Annotated in this window: 14 protein-coding genes and 2 pseudogenes; 13 read left to right on the top strand and 3 right to left on the bottom strand. The window is 72.8% G+C overall.

The features are described from left to right. From GPJ59_RS22385 to GPJ59_RS22370, 4 genes are all read left to right on the top strand, one after another. Window positions 1-1,062 (top strand): YifB family Mg chelatase-like AAA ATPase (locus GPJ59_RS22385; RefSeq protein WP_219669046.1); only part of this gene is annotated, 1,062 nt, incomplete at its 5' end. Further along, window positions 1,062-2,237, top strand: a complete 1,176-nt coding sequence (gene dprA / locus GPJ59_RS22380; protein WP_219669044.1) for a DNA-processing protein DprA — start codon at window positions 1,062-1,064, stop codon at window positions 2,235-2,237. The genes GPJ59_RS22385 and dprA, both read left to right, overlap by 1 nt. Before the next feature lie 209 nt (window positions 2,238-2,446). Continuing rightward, window positions 2,447-3,283 carry an RNA polymerase sigma factor WhiG gene (gene whiG, locus GPJ59_RS22375; RefSeq protein ID WP_219669041.1) on the top strand — a complete coding sequence of 279 codons (837 nt, stop codon included), beginning with the start codon at window positions 2,447-2,449 and terminating at the stop codon, window positions 3,281-3,283. Between the two features lie 70 nt (window positions 3,284-3,353). Then, window positions 3,354-3,890: a TetR/AcrR family transcriptional regulator gene (locus tag GPJ59_RS22370; protein ID WP_219669050.1), complete on the top strand. Its 537-nt coding sequence runs from the start codon at window positions 3,354-3,356 to the stop codon at window positions 3,888-3,890. A 111-nt stretch (window positions 3,891-4,001) separates the two neighbouring features. Here GPJ59_RS22370 and GPJ59_RS22365 read toward each other — a convergent pair. Further along, window positions 4,002-4,415, bottom strand: a pseudogene (locus GPJ59_RS22365) (peptidoglycan DD-metalloendopeptidase family protein); the annotation flags it as partial. Window positions 4,416-4,683: 268 nt separating this feature from the next. Between GPJ59_RS22365 and rpsB the strand changes: the two are divergent. The 9 genes from rpsB to GPJ59_RS22320 all read left to right on the top strand — a co-directional run bounded on the left by rpsB (window position 4,684) and on the right by GPJ59_RS22320 (window position 14,311). Next, a complete protein-coding gene (rpsB, locus tag GPJ59_RS22360; protein WP_219669040.1) occupies window positions 4,684-5,547 on the top strand; it encodes a 30S ribosomal protein S2 in 864 nt (287 codons plus the stop codon). A 135-nt stretch (window positions 5,548-5,682) separates the two neighbouring features. Next, on the top strand, window positions 5,683-6,519 hold the full coding sequence (tsf, locus tag GPJ59_RS22355) for a translation elongation factor Ts (protein WP_219669039.1): 837 nt from the start codon (window positions 5,683-5,685) through the stop codon (window positions 6,517-6,519). A 164-nt stretch (window positions 6,520-6,683) separates the two neighbouring features. Then, entirely contained in the window at window positions 6,684-7,463 is a 780-nt protein-coding gene (gene pyrH, locus GPJ59_RS22350) for a UMP kinase (protein ID WP_219669038.1), read from the top strand. A gap of 72 nt (window positions 7,464-7,535) precedes the next feature. Continuing rightward, window positions 7,536-8,093 carry a ribosome recycling factor gene (gene frr, locus GPJ59_RS22345; RefSeq protein WP_125642143.1) on the top strand — a complete coding sequence of 186 codons (558 nt, stop codon included), beginning with the start codon at window positions 7,536-7,538 and terminating at the stop codon, window positions 8,091-8,093. Further along, window positions 8,093-9,076 (top strand): phosphatidate cytidylyltransferase, encoded by a 984-nt coding sequence (locus GPJ59_RS22340; protein WP_219669033.1) that lies wholly within the window; start codon window positions 8,093-8,095, stop codon window positions 9,074-9,076. Before frr ends, GPJ59_RS22340 begins: the two co-directional genes overlap by 1 nt. 85 nt (window positions 9,077-9,161) lie before the next feature. Next, a complete protein-coding gene (gene rlmN, locus GPJ59_RS22335) occupies window positions 9,162-10,274 on the top strand; it encodes a 23S rRNA (adenine(2503)-C(2))-methyltransferase RlmN (RefSeq protein ID WP_219669032.1) in 1,113 nt (370 codons plus the stop codon). Window positions 10,275-10,518: 244 nt separating this feature from the next. Next, window positions 10,519-11,619: a thiamine ABC transporter substrate-binding protein gene (locus GPJ59_RS22330; protein ID WP_219669029.1), complete on the top strand. Its 1,101-nt coding sequence runs from the start codon at window positions 10,519-10,521 to the stop codon at window positions 11,617-11,619. A gap of 56 nt (window positions 11,620-11,675) precedes the next feature. Then, window positions 11,676-13,289 carry an ABC transporter permease gene (locus tag GPJ59_RS22325; RefSeq protein ID WP_258024753.1) on the top strand — a complete coding sequence of 538 codons (1,614 nt, stop codon included), beginning with the start codon at window positions 11,676-11,678 and terminating at the stop codon, window positions 13,287-13,289. A gap of 5 nt (window positions 13,290-13,294) precedes the next feature. Beyond that, complete coding sequence (locus tag GPJ59_RS22320; RefSeq protein WP_219669048.1) at window positions 13,295-14,311, top strand: ABC transporter ATP-binding protein; 1,017 nt, start codon at window positions 13,295-13,297, stop codon at window positions 14,309-14,311. A 68-nt stretch (window positions 14,312-14,379) separates the two neighbouring features. On the opposite strand, the gene GPJ59_RS22315 is transcribed toward GPJ59_RS22320, so the two are convergent. Both GPJ59_RS22315 and GPJ59_RS22310 read right to left on the bottom strand, forming a co-directional pair. Further along, the gene (locus GPJ59_RS22315; RefSeq protein WP_219669026.1) at window positions 14,380-15,291 is read right to left on the bottom strand and encodes a hypothetical protein; all 912 of its coding nucleotides are present in this window, start codon (window positions 15,289-15,291) and stop codon (window positions 14,380-14,382) included. A 154-nt stretch (window positions 15,292-15,445) separates the two neighbouring features. Next, window positions 15,446-15,694, bottom strand: a pseudogene (locus GPJ59_RS22310) (hypothetical protein); the annotation flags it as partial.

Here is a 15,694-nt window from a genome sequence, read left to right as displayed (position 1 = left end):
GGGCGCGCCGGGGCGTGTGGGCGGGCGGGGCCGGGCGCGGACGGCCCGGGTGGCGGGGCGGAGCCCGGGCTGCCCGACCTCGCCGACGTGGCGGGGCAGCCGGTGGCCCGCCGGGCCCTGGAGGTGGCCGCGGCCGGCGGCCACCACCTCTTCCTCACCGGCCCGCCCGGCGCGGGCAAGACCATGCTGGCCGAGCGGCTGCCCGGCATCCTGCCGCCGCTGACCCGGCAGGAGTCCCTGGAGGTCACCGCGGTCCACTCGGTCGCGGGGACGCTGCCGCCCGGCGGGGCCCTGGCCGGGGCGCCGCCGTACTGCGCCCCGCACCACTCGGCCACCCTCCAGTCGCTGATCGGCGGCGGCCAGGGGGTGCCGCGGCCCGGGGCGGTCTCGCTGGCCCACCGGGGCGTGCTGTTTTTGGACGAGGCGCCCGAGTTCGGTACGCGCGTCCTCGACGCCCTGCGGCAGCCGCTGGAGTCCGGGCACGTGGTGGTCGCCCGGGCCGCCGGAGTGGTCCGGCTGCCCGCCCGCTTCCTCATGGTGCTGGCCGCCAACCCCTGCCCGTGCGGCCGGTACAGCGCCGTCGGCGGCGCCGCCGGCTGCGAGTGCCCGCCCTCGGCGATCCGGCGCTACCAGGCCCGGCTGTCCGGTCCGCTCATGGACCGGGTGGACCTGCGGGTCGCGGTGGAGGCCGTCGGCCGCTGCGACCTGCTGGGCCGGGGCGGCCGGGGCGAGTCCAGCGCCGTCGTCGCCGGGCGGGTGGCCGAGGCACGGGCCAGAGCGGCGGCCAGGCTGGCGGAGACACCGTGGTCCGTCAACAGCGAGATCCCCGGCCACGAGATGCGCACCCGCTGGCACCCCGCCCCCGGCGCGCTGTCGCAGGCCGAGCGGGACCTGGAGCGCGGTCTGCTCACCGCGCGCGGGCTGGACCGGGTGCTCCGGGTCGCCTGGACGGTCGCCGACCTCGGCGGCAAGGACCGGCCCGACGCCCTGGACGTCGCCGTCGCCCTGGAACTGCGCACCGGCATCGCGCGGGGCGTGCCGCTCGGCCCGGTGGGTGTGTGATGCCGCCCGTGGACGAGGCCGAGCTGCTGGCCCGGGCGGCGCTGACCCGGGTGGTCGAGCCCGGGGACGCTCGCGCGGGGCGCTGGGTGCGCGAGCTCGGCGCCGCCGAGGTGGTACGGCTGCTGACCGGGCCCGAGGAGGCGGGCCGGGAGCTGCGCGGGGTCGGGCAGGAGCGGCTGGCCGGGTACCGCAAGCGGGCCGCGGCCGCCCGCCCCGAGCGGGACCTGGAGCTGATCGCCGGCGCGGGCGGCCGCTTCCTGTGCCCCGGCGGGGCCGGGTGGCCGAGCCAGCTCGACGACCTCGGGGACGCCCGGCCGCTCGGCCTGTGGCTGCGCGGCGGGGCCGACCTGCGGACCTGGGCGCTGAAGTCCGTCGCCGTGGTCGGCGCCCGGGCCTGTACCCCGTACGGGGCGCACATGGCCCAGACCCTCGGCGCCGGGCTCGCCGAGCGCGGCTGGGTGGTGGTCTCCGGCGGGGCCTTCGGGGTCGACGGGTCCGCCCACCGCGGCGCGCTCGCGGCCGGCGGGGCGACCGTGGCGGTGCTGGCGTGCGGGGTGGACGTGCCCTACCCGCGCGGGCACGCCGTCCTGCTCGGCCGGATCGCCGCCCAGGGGCTGCTGGTGGGCGAGCTGCCGCCCGGCAGCCACCCCACCCGCAGCCGGTTCGTGCTGCGCAACCGGGTCATCGCCGCCCTCACCCGCGGCACCGTCGTGGTCGAGGCCGCCCTGCGCAGCGGCTCGCTGGTCACCGCCCGGCGGGCCGGGGAGCTCGGCCGGTTCACCATGGGCGTGCCCGGGCCCGCCACCAGCGGACTGTCCGCCGGGGTGCACGAACTGCTGCGCGGGGAGGGCACGCTCGTCACCGACGCCGACGAGGTGGTGGAGCTGGTCGGCGGCATGGGCGAGCTGGCCCCCGAGCGGCGCGGCCCGGTGCTGGCCCGGGACCTGCTCGGACCGGCCGCCGCCCGGGTGCTCGAAGCCCTGCCCGCGACAGGTGCGGCCGACGCCGAGGACGTGGCGCTGGCCGCGGGCACCGCGACAGATGAAGTCATCGGCAGACTGTACGAACTTCACTCTCTGGGGTTCGTCGAACGGCAGGGCGGGGGCTGGCGGTTGACCGCACACCAGCGCGCCGGGACCACTCGAACCGGTGTCACCCGGCGAGGCGGTCGTTGACCTGGGGCGTTCCGGTGAAAGAGTGACGCCGATGAGTGAAGCGGTCGTTCCGGTGACAGCCGCCGGGGCCGTGCGCGAGGCGCCGGTCCCGGACCACCCGCGCGGCGCCGGCCGCCTCTGCTGCCCTGCGGGATCCCGTACTCTTCGCGCACCGCGACACTCCAGTCACGCTACGCTCCCAAGCAATCCAGCCCCGACAAAGGCGAAGCATGCCCCAGCACACCCCAGGGTCTGACCGCGCTGCGGTGCCCCCCGCTGCCCGCGGCAGCGAGCGGTCCACCGCGCCCTCGTCCCTGGACACGCTGTGGCGCTCCTACAAGGACACCGGCGACGAACGGCTGCGGGAGCAGCTGATCCTGCACTACTCGCCCCTGGTGAAGTACGTGGCCGGGCGGGTCAGCGTGGGCCTGCCGCCCAACGTGGAGCAGGCCGACTTCGTCTCCTCGGGGGTCTTCGGGCTGATCGACGCCATCGAGAAGTTCGACATCGACCGGTCCATCAAGTTCGAGACGTACGCGATCACCCGGATCCGGGGCGCGATGATCGACGAGCTGCGCGCGCTGGACTGGATCCCCCGCTCCGTGCGGCAGAAGGCGCGCGCCGTGGAGCGGGCCTACGCCACGCTGGAGGCCCAGCTGCGGCGCACCCCGACCGAGACCGAGGTGGCCCGGGAGATGGGCATCGCGGTGGAGGAACTCCACTCCGTCTTCAGTCAGTTGTCCCTGGCCAACGTGGTCGCGCTGGAGGAGCTGCTGCACGTCGGCGCGGAGAGCGGCGACAGCCTGTCCCTGATGGACACCCTGGAGGACACCGCCGCCGACAACCCGGTCGAGGTGGCCGAGGACCGCGAGCTGCGCCGGCTGCTGGCCCGGGCGATCAACACCCTCCCGGAGCGCGAGAAGACGGTGGTGACCCTCTACTACTACGAGGGACTCACCCTCGCCGAGATCGGCAACGTGCTCGGCGTCACCGAGAGCCGCGTCAGCCAGATCCACACCAAGTCCGTGCTGCAACTACGGGCGAAGCTCGCCGATGTGGGGCGTTGACCCCCGCTGCCCTCCGTAGAGTGGTGGCGTGCCCAGGATTCGAGCGGCCTCGGTGGCCGAGCACCGGATGATGCAGCGCGACGCCCTCCTGGACGCCGCGCGGACCCTCCTCTCCGAAGGCGGGACGGAAGCCCTGACCTTCCCCGCCCTCGCCGAGCGGACCGGGCTCGCCCGGTCCTCCGTCTACGAGTACTTCCGCTCGCGCGCCGCCGTCGTCGAAGAGCTGTGCGCGGTGGACTTCCCCGTCTGGGCGGCCGAGATCCAGGCGGCGATGGAGGCCGCCCCGGAGCCCGAGGCCAAGGTCGAGGCGTATGTGCGCAGCCAGCTCGCCCTGGTCGGCGACCGCCGGCACCGGGCGGTCGTGGCGATCTCCGCGAGCGAGCTGGACGCCGGCGCCCGGGAGAAGATCCGCGCGGCCCACGGCGGGCTCGTGGCCATGATCGTCGAGGCGCTCGGCGCGCTCGGCCACGCCCGGCCGTCGCTCGCCGCCCTGCTCCTGCAAGGCGTCGTGGACGCCGCGGTCCGCCGGATCGAGCTCGGCGCCGAGGACCCGGCCGAGATCACGGACACCGCCGTGGCCATGGCCCTGCGCGGCGTACGGGGCTGAGCCCGCGGCCAGCGGCAGCAGCCGGGGCGTCGTCCGCGGGACCAGGGCGAGCGGGTCGAGGTAGGCCTCGCCCGCCAGCAGGCCCCAGTGCAGGCACGGCACCGCGCAGTGCGGGCCCCCGGTGAGCACGGCCACCACCTGCCCCGCCCGCACCTCCTCGCCCGCTCCCACCAGCGGGCGCACCGGCTCGTACGTGGTGCGCAGCCCGCCCGGCAGGGTGAGTGAGAGCACGCCGCGCCCGGCCACCTGACCGGCGTAGTGCACCCGGCCGGGCGCCACCGCGCGCACCCGTGCGCCCACCGGCGCCGCCAGGTCCACGCCCCGGTGCCCGGCGGCGTACGGCGTGGGCGGCGGATCCCACCACCGGACCACCTCCAGCGGGCCGGGCAGCGGACGCACGTACGGCGCGGGCGCGGCCGCGCGAGGAGACGGCGCAGGCGGCAGCGGCGGCGCAGCCGGGAGTGGCAGCGCCGGCAGCAGGGCCAGCAGCGGGGACACCAGCAGGGTCAGCAGCAAGGTCGTCATGCCCGCCAGCGTCCCGCGTCCCACCGTCGGCGGGCCCGGGCCTGTGGACAACCAGGCCGTTGTGGACAAGCGCGTGGACAAGGGCGTCACCCGGCACGCTTCCGGGTCCCGTACACTTCTGGTGGCGATCCGGGTCACCGGGTCGACTTCGCACGCCCCAGCACCGGCCGGTCGAACGGTCGGGTGACAGCGTCTCTCGGTCCCCTTCCCGGGGGCAGGACGCGCCGGGGCGTCAGGAATGAAACCGAGAATCCAAGGAGATACGGCCATGGCCGTCGTCACGATGCGGGAGCTGCTGGAGAGCGGCGTCCACTTCGGTCACCAGACCCGTCGCTGGAACCCGAAGATGAAGCGCTTCATCTTCACCGAGCGCAACGGCATCTACATCATCGACCTGCTCCAGTCGCTGTCGTACATCGACCGCGCCTACGAGTTCGTCAAGGAGACCGTCGCGCACGGCGGCTCCATCATGTTCGTCGGCACCAAGAAGCAGGCGCAGGAGGCGATCGCCGAGCAGGCGACCCGCGTCGGCATGCCCTACGTCAACCAGCGCTGGCTGGGCGGCATGCTCACCAACTTCTCCACCGTCTACAAGCGCCTTCAGCGTCTGAAGGAGCTCGAGGCGATCGACTTCGAGGACGTGGCCGCCTCCGGCCTCACCAAGAAGGAGCTCCTGGTCCTCTCCCGCGAGAAGGCCAAGCTGGAGAAGACCCTCGGTGGTATCCGCGAGATGCAGAAGGTGCCGAGCGCCGTCTGGATCGTCGACACCAAGAAGGAGCACATCGCCGTCGGTGAGGCGCGCAAGCTCCACATCCCGGTCGTCGCGATCCTCGACACCAACTGCGACCCCGACGAGGTCGACTACAAGATCCCGGGCAACGACGACGCGATCCGCTCCGTCACCCTGCTCACCCGTGTGATCGCCGACGCCGTCGCCGAGGGCCTCATCGCCCGTTCCGGCGTTGCCGCCGGTGACTCGAAGCCGGGCGACAAGGCCGCCGGCGAGCCGCTCGCCGAGTGGGAGCGCGACCTCCTCGAGGGCGAGAAGAAGTCCGACGAGAAGCCGGCCGAGGCCCCGGCCGCCGAGGCCCCCGCGGCCGAGGCTCCGGCCGCCGACGCCGAGCAGGCCTGACCCACTGAGAGTGCCCGGCGTTCACGCGCCGGGCACTCGCAGCACGGAAGATGACGGCGGGGGAGAAGCGTCACAAGCGCGGCTCCTCCGCCGTTCACCCGTAGATCTACGACTTCGAGAGAGAATCACAGACTCATGGCGAACTACACCGCCGCTGACGTCAAGAAGCTCCGCGAGCTCACCGGCGCCGGCATGATGGACTGCAAGAAGGCGCTGGACGAGGCCGAGGGCAACGTCGACAAGGCCGTCGAGGCGCTGCGCATCAAGGGCCAGAAGGGCGTCGCCAAGCGCGAGGGCCGTTCTGCCGAGAACGGTGCCGTCGTGTCCCTCATCGCCGACGACAACACCTCGGGTGTGCTGGTCGAGCTGAAGTGCGAGACGGACTTCGTCGCCAAGGGTGACAAGTTCCTGGCCGTCGCCAACGACCTGGCCAAGCACGTGGCCGCCACCTCCCCGGCGGACATCGACGCCCTGCTCGCCTCCGAGATCGAGGCCGGCAAGACCGTCCAGGCCTTCGTCGACGAGGCCAACGCCAACCTCGGCGAGAAGATCGTCCTGGACCGCTTCGCGCAGTTCGCCGACGGCTTCGTGTTCTCCTACATGCACCGCACCATGCCCGACCTGCCGCCGCAGATCGGTGTCCTGGTCGAGCTGGACAAGGCCGACGCCGACCTGGCCAAGGGCATCGCGCAGCACATCGCCGCGTTCGCCCCGAAGTACCTCGCCAAGGAAGACGTCCCGGCCGAGGTCGTCGAGTCCGAGCGCCGCGTCGCCGAGGAGACCACCCGCGCCGAGGGCAAGCCCGAGGCCGCGCTCCCGAAGATCGTCGAGGGTCGCCTCAACGGCTTCTTCAAGGACGCCACCCTGCTTGGCCAGCCGTACGCGCTGGACAACAAGAAGACCGTCCAGCAGGTCCTGGACGGCGCCGGTGTCACCCTGAAGCGCTTCTCGCGCATCAAGGTCGGCATCTGAGTTCTGTCCGTACGCGACGGACACCCGGACCCCGATAGGGTCTGAAGCAGTCGGCCGCGTCCGCGCGGAACGACCGCAGATCTGACGAGGAGGCCATTGCCGAAGAGGGAACCGCAAGGACCCACCGGCAATGGCCTTCTTCGTATGTGCACGAGGAGATCTCCATGAATCAGGGCGTGGACCCCCACACCGCTTCCGACGACCAGAGCGACCACGAGAAGAAGGGCCGGCGCTTCATGCTGAAGCTGTCCGGTGAGGCCTTCTCCGGCGGCGGGGGCCTGGGCGTCGACCCCGACGTCGTGCACGCCATCGCGCGCGAGATCGCCGCGGTCGTCCGTGACGGCGCGGAGATCGCCGTCGTCATCGGCGGCGGCAACTTCTTCCGCGGTGCCGAGCTCCAGCAGCGCGGCATGGACCGGGCCCGGTCCGACTACATGGGCATGCTCGGCACGGTCATGAACTGCCTCGCCCTCCAGGACTTCCTGGAGAAGGAGGGCATCGACTCCCGCGTCCAGACCGCCATCACCATGGGCCAGGTCGCGGAGCCGTACATCCCGCTGCGCGCCGTGCGCCACCTGGAGAAGGGCCGCGTCGTGATCTTCGGCGCGGGCATGGGCATGCCCTACTTCTCCACCGACACCACCGCCGCCCAGCGCGCGCTGGAGATCGACGCCGAGGGACTGCTCATGGGCAAGAACGGCGTCGACGGCGTGTACGACTCCGACCCGAAGACCAACCCGGACGCCGTCAAGTTCGACGCGCTGGAGTACGGCGAGGTGCTCTCCCGCGACCTGAAGGTCGCCGACGCCACCGCCATCACGCTGTGCCGCGACAACAAGCTGCCGATCCTCGTCTTCGAGCTCCTCGCCGAAGGCAATATCGCCCGCGCCGTCAAGGGTGAGAAGATCGGCACGCTCGTGAGCGACCAGGGCACCCGGGCCTGACCGCTCTGCCGGGCTCCACACGGCCCGGCCAGCCCGCCTGAACCATCCATTCAAGACATGCAGGAGCACGTGGTGATCGAAGAAATCCTCCTCGAGGCCGAGGAGAAGATGGAGAAGGCCGTCGTGGTCGCCAAGGAGGACTTCGCCGCGATCCGCACCGGCCGTGCGCACCCGGCGATGTTCAACAAGATCGTGGCGGACTACTACGGCGCCATCACGCCCATCAACCAGCTGGCGTCCTTCTCGGTCCCCGAGCCGCGCATGGCGGTCGTGACCCCGTTCGACAAGAGCGCCCTGCGCAACATCGAGCAGGCCATCCGCGACTCCGACCTCGGTGTCAACCCCAGCAACGACGGCAACATCATCCGGGTGGTGTTCCCCGAGCTGACCGAGGAGCGCCGCCGCGACTACATCAAGGTCGCCAAGGGCAAGGCCGAGGACTCGCGCGTCTCGATCCGCTCCGTCCGCCGCAAGGCCAAGGACGCCCTCGACAAGCTGGTCAAGGACAAGGAGGCCGGCGAGGACGAGGTGCGCCGCGCCGAGAAGGAGCTCGACGACACCACCGCGAAGTACGTAGCGCAGGTGGACGAGCTGCTCAAGCACAAGGAAGCCGAGCTGCTCGAGGTCTGATGAACGACTCTCCCTGGGCCGCGGAGCCGGTTCCGGCGGGTCCGGCTTATGATCGGGGGGCTGCCCTTCCGGGCGGCCCCCCGGTCCGTGCCGAGCTGCCGCCGCAGGAGCCCATGCCCACGCCACCTTCGCAGGCCCCGCAGGCCTCCTCGCAGCCCCCGCCGAAGAAGCGGGCGGGCCGGGACCTGCGCGCTGCCATAGGGGTCGGTGTCGGCCTCGGTGCGGTGATCTTCGCTTCGCTGTTCATCGTCAAGGCGGTCTTCGTCGGCGTCGTCGTCGTCGCGGTCGTCGTCGGCCTGTGGGAGCTGACGTCCCGGCTCCAGGAGCGCAAGGGCATCAAGGCGCCCCTGGTACCGCTGGCGGTCGGCGGTGCCGCGATGGTCATCGCCGGATACGTCCGCGGGGCCGAGGGCGCGTGGGTGGCGATGGCCCTGACGGCGCTCGCCGTGCTCGTGTGGCGGATGACGGAGCCGCCGGAGGACTACCTCAAGGACGTCACGGCGGGTGTCTTCGCCGCCTTCTACGTGCCGTTCCTCGCCACGTTCGTGGCCATGCTGCTGACCGCCGAGGACGGCCCGCAGCGGGTCGTCACCTTCCTGGTGCTGACCGTGGTCAGCGACACCGGGGCCTACGCGGTCGGCTGGCGCTTCGGCAAGCACAAGCTCGCCCCGCGCATCAGCCCCGGCAAGACCCGCGAGGGGCTGCTGGGGGCGGTGGCCTTCGCCATGGTGGCCGGCGCGCTGTGCATGGAGTTCCTCGTCGACGGCGGCAGCTGGTGGCAGGGGCTCCTGCTGGGCCTGGCCGTGGCCGTCAGCGCCACCCTGGGCGACCTCGGCGAGTCGATGATCAAGCGGGACCTCGGCATCAAGGACATGGGCACCCTGCTCCCCGGCCACGGGGGCATCATGGACCGCCTGGACTCGCTGCTGCCGACGGCTCCGGTGGTGTGGCTGCTGCTCGCGGCCTTCGTCGGCACCGGCTGAACCGGCCCGGCCCGGGAGCCACCCGGTACTCTGGAAAGGCGCGCTGCCGGTGCAGCGCGCCTTTCGTCTTAGAGGAGTACCTGCCATGGCCCGCCCCGCACCGGGAGAGCTCACCTTCGTCGCCCCCCGCGGAGCCAAGAAGCCCCCGCGGCACCTGGCCGACCTCAGCCCGGCCGAGCGCCGCGAGGCGGTCGCCGCGATCGGCGAGAAGCCCTTCCGGGCCAAGCAGCTCTCCCAGCACTACTTCGCCCGGTACGCGCACGACCCGGCCCAGTGGACGGACATCCCGGCCGGCTCCCGCGAGAAGCTCCAGCAGGAGCTGCTGCCGGACCTGATGTCCGTGGTGCGGCACATCTCGTGCGACGACGACACCACCCGCAAGACCCTGTGGAAGCTGCACGACGGCACCCTCGTGGAGTCCGTCCTGATGCGCTACCCCGACCGGGTCACCATGTGCATCTCCTCGCAGGCCGGCTGCGGCATGAACTGCCCGTTCTGCGCCACCGGCCAGGCGGGCCTGGACCGCAACCTGTCCACCGCCGAGATCGTCCACCAGATCGTCGACGGCATGCGCGCCCTGCGCGACGGCGAGGTCCCCGGAGGCCCCGCCCGCCTGTCGAACATCGTCTTCATGGGCATGGGCGAGCCGCTGGCCAACTACAAGCGGGTCGTCGGCGCCATCCGCCGCCTCACCGACCCCGAGCCCGACGGCCTGGGCCTGTCCCAGCGCGGCATCACCGTCTCCACCGTCGGCCTGGTCCCGGCCATGCTGCGGTTCGCCGACGAGGGCTTCAAGTGCCGCCTCGCGGTCTCGCTGCACGCGCCCGACGACGAGCTGCGCGACACCCTGGTGCCCGTGAACACCCGGTGGAAGGTCCGCGAGGTCCTCGACGCCGCCTGGGAGTACGCCGAGAAGTCCGGCCGCCGCGTGTCCATCGAGTACGCGCTGATCCGCGACATCAACGACCAGGCCTGGCGCGGCGACCTGCTGGGCCGGCTGCTCAAGGGCAAGCGGGTGCACGTGAACCTGATCCCGCTGAACCCGACCCCCGGCTCCAAGTGGACCGCCTCCCGCCCCGAGGACGAGCGGGCGTTCGTCGAGGCCATCGCCGCCCACGGCGTACCGGTCACGGTCCGGGACACCCGCGGCCAGGAGATCGACGGAGCCTGCGGCCAGCTCGCCGCGAGCGAGCGGTAACCTGACCCCCGTACATCCACATATTCCGACAGGGGAGCGCCACAGCGCTGAGAGTGCGGCACACGCTTTTCGAACAAGCACGGCGCCGCAGACCCTCAGAACCTTGCCCAGGTCATTCTGGGTAGGAAGTTCGGTCACCACCTCAAGCTGTTGCGCCCTGCCCGGGCGTCCGCTCCGTATCGTCAGATCGTCAGCGCCCGGGCGGGGCCGCGTCTTCTCCTGGTCCACTCCAGGAGGAATCACGTTGAGCACCACCAAGAAGCTGGCGGGCACCGCGCTCGCCGCGGCCCTCGGGGTCACCACACTGGCCGCGTGCGGCGGCGGCGACGCCAAGGACAAGGACGCCGCGAGCGGGTCCCCGAAGCCGAAGACCGTGACCCTGGTCAGCCACGACTCCTTCGCCGTGACCGACGCGGTCCTCAAGGAGTTCGAGCAGGCCTCCGGCTACACCGTCAAGGTGCTCAAGAGCGGTGACGCCGGCGCCGCCCTGAACGCCGAGATCCTCACCAAGGGCCACCCGCGCGGCGACGTCTTCTTCGGCGTCGACAACACGATGCTCTCGCGCGCCCTCGACAACGGGATCTTCACCCCGTACGAGGCCAAGGGCCTGGCCGAGGTCAAGGACGAGGTCCAGCTCGACAAGGCGCAGCACCGGGTCACCCCGGTCGACAGCGGCGACATCTGCGTCAACTACGACAAGGCGTACTTCGCGGACAAGAAGATCGCCCCGCCGCAGACCCTGGACGACCTGGTCAAGCCGGAGTACAAGAACCTCCTCGTCACCGAGAACGCGGCGACCTCCTCGCCGGGCCTCGGCTTCCTGCTGGCCACCGTCGGCAAGTACGGCGACGAGGGCTGGAAGGACTACTGGAGCAAGCTCAAGGCCAACGGCGTCGAGGTCGTCGACGGCTGGGAGCAGGCCTACAACGAGCGCTTCTCGGGCTCCGCGGGCGGCAAGAAGGCCAAGGGCGACCGGCCGCTGGTCGTCTCCTACGCCTCCAGCCCCCCGGTCGAGGTGCTCTACGGCGAGCCGCAGCCGGCCGAGGCCCCCACGGGCGTCGCCACCGGCACCTGCTTCCGCCAGGTGGAGTTCGCCGGCCTGCTCAAGGGCGCGGCCAACGAGGAGGGCGGCAAGGCCCTGATCGACTTTCTGGTGAGCAAGAAGTTCCAGGAGGACATGCCGCTCCAGATGTTCGTGAACCCGGTGGTCAAGGACGCGAAGCTGCCCGAGATCTTCACCAGGCACGGCGTGGTGGTCGACAAGCCGGAGAACGTCGCTCCGGACACGATCGCCAAGAACCGTGAGCAGTGGGTCAAGGCATGGACCTCGCTCGTCGTGAAGTAGCCGGTACCGGGCCGAAGGCGGGCGGGGCGGGGCCGTCGCTGGTCCGGCTCGGCCTGATGGCGGTGCCGCTGGCCTTCTTCGGCCTCTTCTTCGCCTACCCGGTCGCCGCGATCGTCGGCCGGGGCCTGCGCACCGATACCGGCTGGCAGTTCGGCCGGATCGGCGAGGTGGTGACCCGGCCGGACATCGCGGACGTGCTGTGGTTCACCACTTGGCAGGCGGTGGCCTCCACCGCGCTCACGCTGGTCCTCGCCCTGCCGGCCGCGTACGTCTTCGCCCGCCTGGACTTCCCCGGCCGGCAGGTGCTGCGGGCGGTGGTGACCGTGCCGTTCGTGCTGCCCACCGTGGTCGTCGGCAGCGCCTTCCTGGCGCTGGTCGGCCGCGGCGGACTGCTGGACGAGCTGTGGGGCGTCCGGCTGGACACCACGGTGTGGGCGATCCTCCTCGCCCACGTCTTCTTCAACTACGCCGTCGTCGTCCGCACGGTCGGCGGCCTGTGGGCCCAGCTCGACCCGCGGCAGGAGGAGGCCGCCCGGGTGCTGGGCGCGGGCCGGTTCGCCGCCTGGCGACGGGTGACCCTGCCGGCGCTCGCGCCGGCCGTGGGCGCCGCCACGCTGATGGTGTTCCTGTTCACCTTCAGCTCGTTCGGCGTCGTACTGATCCTGGGCGGGCCCGCGTACGCCACCTTGGAGGTGGAGGTCTACCGGCAGACCGCGCAGCTGCTGGACCTGCCGACCGCGGCGGTGCTGACGCTGGTGCAGTTCGCGGCGGTCGGGGCGATTCTCGCCCTGCACGCCTGGACGCTGCGCCGGCGCGAGCGGGCGCTGAAGCTGGTCGACCCCTCACGCACGGCCGTCCGCCCGCACGGCGCGGGGCAGTGGGCGCTGCTCGGCGGGGTGCTGCTGACGGTGGCCGTGCTCATCGTGGCGCCCCTCGCGGTCCTGGTGGAACGGTCCTTCGACGCTCCCGGCGGGTACGGGCTCGCCTTCTACCGGGCCCTGCAGGACGCCGCGGCGACCGGGACCTTCGTCGTGGCGCCGCTGGAGGCGGTGGGGAACTCCCTGCAGTACGCGCTGGCGGCGACCGCCATCGCCCTGGCGATCGGGGGGCTGGCCGCCGCCGCGCTGGCCCGGCGCGCGGGACCGTTCCTGCGCGGCTTCGACGCGCTGCTGATGCTGCCGCTCGGCGTGTCCGCGGTGACCGTCGGCTTCGGGTTCCTGATCACGCTGGACGAGCCGCCGCTGGACCTGCGCACCTCGTGGATCCTGGTGCCGCTGGCGCAGGCGCTGGTCGGCGTGCCCTTCGTCGTACGGACCATGCTGCCGGTGCTCAGGGCGGTGGACGAGCGGCTGCGCGAGGCGGCGGCCGTGCTCGGCGCGCCCCCGCTGCGGGTGTGGCGGGAGGTGGACCTGCCGCTGGTGCGGCGGGCGGTGCTGATCGCCGCCGGGTTCGCCTTCGCCGTCTCGCTCGGCGAGTTCGGCGCGACCGTCTTCATCGCGCGGGCCGACCGGCCGACGCTGCCGGTGGCCGTCGCACGGCTGCTGGGGCGTGCGGGCGAGCTCAACTACGGACAGGCGATGGCCCTGAGCACGATCCTGATGCTGGTGTGCGCGGTGTCGTTGCTGCTGCTGGAGCGCCTGCGATCCGACAAGACCTCGGGAGAGTTCTGATGACGCTGCTCACACTGGACGGGGCCACGGTCCGCTTCGGCGAGCGTGCCGTCGTGGACGCGGTGGACCTCGGCGTCGCCGAGCACGAGGTCGTGTGCGTGCTCGGTCCGAGCGGCAGCGGCAAGTCCACGCTGCTGCGGGTGGTCGCCGGGCTCCAGGCGCTGTCCGCCGGCCGGGTGCTGCTCGGCGGCGCCGACCAGGCGGCCGTGCCGCCCCACCGGCGGGGCGTGGGGCTGATGTTCCAGGACCACCAGCTCTTCCCGCACCGGGACGTCGGCGGCAACGTGGCCTTCGGCCTGCGCGTACGGGGGGTCCGCCGGGGCTCCTGCGAGCAGCGGGTGGCCGGCCTGCTGGACCTGGTGGGCCTGCCCGGTGCGCAGCGCCGGGCCGTGTCCTCGCTGTCGGGCGGCGAGCAGCAGCGGGTGGCGCTGGCCCGGGCGCTGGCCCCGCAGCCGCGGCTGCTGATGCTGGACGAGCCGCTGGGCCAGCTGGACCGGGGCCTGCGCGAACGGCTCGCCGTGGAGCTGCGCTCGCTGTTCTCCCGGCTGGGCACGACCGTGCTGGCCGTCACCCACGACCAGGGCGAGGCCTTCGCCCTGGCCGACCGGGTGGTGGTGATGCAGGACGGCCGGATCGCCCAGGCCGGGAGCCCGCTGGAGGTGTGGCAGCGGCCGGCGTCCGAGTTCGTGGCGCGCTTCCTGGGCTTCGAGAACGTGGTCCCGGCCACCGTCTCCGCCACGGCCGCGGCCACCCCGTGGGGCCCGGTCCCCGTGCCGGCCGGCTCCCCCCAGGGTGAGCAGCGCGTCCTGGTCCGGCCGGCCGGGGTGCTGCTGGGCGGTGACGGCCTGGCCTGTGTCGTCACGGCCCGTACCTTCCGCGGCACGCACGTCACCCTCACGCTGGAACCGGAGTCGGGGCCGGCCCTGGAGGCCGAGTGCGACCTGGCCGGGGCCCCCGAGCCGGGGGCCCGGGTCACGGCCCGGTTCGACCCGGCCGAGGTCGTCGTCGTCCCGGCCGGCTGAGCGCCGGTCCCCGGACGGGCCGCGCGGTCTGCCGGCCGGGCGGCCGCGGGGGAGCGGGCGGGGAGGCGTCAGGCCACCGGTACGGCATGCTGCTCCGGTTCGGCGCTCTGCGCGGGATCGGCCTCGTGCTTGCCGAACCAGGCCACCGCCACGGCGCCTGCGACGGCCAGGACGAAGCCCAGCACCGCCAGCCATGCGAAGCCCGCGCGGGAGGCGTCACCCAGCCACAGCACACCGATCGCGCCCGGCAGCACGGTCTCGCCGACGACCAGCGCGGCGGTGGCCCCGTTCACGGAGCCGATCTGCAGGGCCACCGTGTGCAGGTACATGCCTCCGGTGCCGGCCAGCAGGATCGCGTACAGCGCGGGGTCGGTGAGCAGCGCGCCGAGGTCGAACGGGTCGATGCCGTTCAGCACCCGGACACCGACGCCCAGCGCGCCGAAGCCGAGGCCCGAGAGCAGACCGGCCAGGATGGCGGCGCGGGCGCCGAGGAGGCGGACGGCCACGGTCCCGCCGACGATGATCAGCACGGTCACGGCGAGCAGCCACCAGTGGGTGGAGATCGGCGTGTGGCCGCTGCCCTCGTCGCCCGCCGCGGTGGCCAGCAGCACCAGCGCACCGCAGACCACGCCGATCGAGGTCCACTCCTTGCGGCTCAGCCGCAGGCCGAGCATCTTCACGCTCAGCACGGCGGTGATCACCAGGTTGGCGCTGATGACGGTCTGGGACAGGAACAGCGGCAGCAGCCGGGCGGCGAGCGCACCGAGCCCGAAGCCCACGAAGTCCAGGATGGTGCCGACGATGAACTCCCAGGTCATCGCCGCCTTGGCCGTGGAGGCCAGGTTGGGGCCGCCGTGCTGGGTGACCCCGGCCGCGGCGGGGGAGCTGCGGGCGGCTCGGCGCGAGCCCACGGCTTGCAGCACGGAACCCGTGCCGTAGCAGATGGACGCCGCGATGGCGGTGAGCAGGCCTATGAGCACGGAGGGCTCCGTTCGCGTCTGGCAGGTGGTGCGGTACCTCGGTTTTGCGGTACCTCTGGCAGACGACGGAAACGGCCGTGAAGTTGCCTCCCCGCCACAGGTCGTTGCGGCGAACTCCTGGCGGACGGCCGGGCGTACGTACGACGCCCGGGCCTCAGCCGGTCAGCGCGAGCGATGTCAGCTGTGCCACGCCCCAGGTGAGCGGGACGCACACGGCCACCAGCGCGGTGGCCCGTACCGCGGCGGCGATCCGCAGCACCTTCCCCGGCGTGCCCAGGTCCGCCAGGGCCTCGCGGGTGCCGGAGCGGGCCTGGCGGGCCTCGACGGCCGAGGCCAGCAGCGTCGCGGCCGCGCAGGACGCGGCCAGGGCGGCGGCGGGCAGGGTCAGCGGGCCCAGCGGCAC

Source organism: Streptomyces bambusae (genome assembly GCF_019400985.1).
Classification (GTDB): Bacteria; Actinomycetota; Actinomycetes; order Streptomycetales; family Streptomycetaceae; genus Streptomyces; species Streptomyces bambusae_A.
This window is presented reverse-complemented; position numbering and strand designations above follow the sequence as displayed.

Bases quoted from the DNA above. Each gene is read 5' to 3' on its own strand.
- dprA (WP_219669044.1), top strand. From the start codon at position 1,062: ATGCCGCCCGTGGACGAGGCCGAGCTGCTGGCCCGGGCGGCGCTGACC.
- whiG (WP_219669041.1), top strand. From the start codon at position 2,447: ATGCCCCAGCACACCCCAGGGTCTGACCGCGCTGCGGTGCCCCCCGCT.
- GPJ59_RS22370 (WP_219669050.1), top strand. From the start codon at position 3,354: ATGCAGCGCGACGCCCTCCTGGACGCCGCGCGGACCCTCCTCTCCGAA.
- rpsB (WP_219669040.1), top strand. From the start codon at position 4,684: ATGGCCGTCGTCACGATGCGGGAGCTGCTGGAGAGCGGCGTCCACTTC.
- tsf (WP_219669039.1), top strand. From the start codon at position 5,683: ATGGCGAACTACACCGCCGCTGACGTCAAGAAGCTCCGCGAGCTCACC.
- pyrH (WP_219669038.1), top strand. From the start codon at position 6,684: ATGAATCAGGGCGTGGACCCCCACACCGCTTCCGACGACCAGAGCGAC.
- GPJ59_RS22340 (WP_219669033.1), top strand. From the start codon at position 8,093: ATGAACGACTCTCCCTGGGCCGCGGAGCCGGTTCCGGCGGGTCCGGCT.
- rlmN (WP_219669032.1), top strand. From the start codon at position 9,162: ATGGCCCGCCCCGCACCGGGAGAGCTCACCTTCGTCGCCCCCCGCGGA.
- GPJ59_RS22325 (WP_258024753.1), top strand. From the start codon at position 11,676: ATGGCGGTGCCGCTGGCCTTCTTCGGCCTCTTCTTCGCCTACCCGGTC.